General features: G+C 45.1%; 1 pseudogene. It reads left to right on the plus strand.

The window, feature by feature from the left end:
• Positions 1-383 (plus strand): annotated as a pseudogene (locus B2899_RS14835) (DNA mismatch repair protein MutL); the annotation flags it as partial.
• Positions 384-590: the final 207 nt, after the last annotated feature.

Consider the following 590-nt stretch of genomic DNA (forward strand, 5'->3'; position numbering starts at 1 on the left):
CGCCTGCCGTAGAGGAAGGCCGTGACTGGTTCGAACAGGTAGGCGTGCATATGGAGCCGTTTGGTGCAAACAGCTATATTATTCGTTCCCATCCACGCTGGCTGCCGCGCGGCGAAGAAGAAGCGATTCTGCGCGAGATGGTAGAGATGGTGCTCACATCGAAAAAAGGCATTGACGTGGTGAAATTGCGTGAAGCAGCGGCCATTACGATGTCATGCAAAGCGGCTATCAAAGCGAACCGTTATTTGAATCATGCTGAGATGGAAGCACTCATCGAACGACTGCGCCGTACGACCAGTCCGTTCACGTGCCCGCATGGCCGGCCGATTATCATTCATTTTTCGACATATGATATCGAGAAGATGTTTAAGAGGGTTATGTAAAAATACTTGAAGCATAGACAGAAGATAAAAAGCAGAAAATCCAGTAATACCAAGGGTTTTCTGCTTTTTATCTTCTCTATTATTGCTTGAAGGTTCAATTGCAAACATTTTGCTAGCCTTTATTAGGCTAAAGTGATTGTTTGTAGTGTTTTACAGCTTGTTCAAAGCGAAGTGTAATCAAAATACACCCTTAGTGTCCAACTTCTC

Origin of the sequence: Aneurinibacillus sp. UBA3580 (genome assembly GCF_002375825.1) — a bacterium.
GTDB classification, from domain to species: Bacteria; Bacillota; Bacilli; order Aneurinibacillales; family Aneurinibacillaceae; genus Aneurinibacillus; species Aneurinibacillus danicus.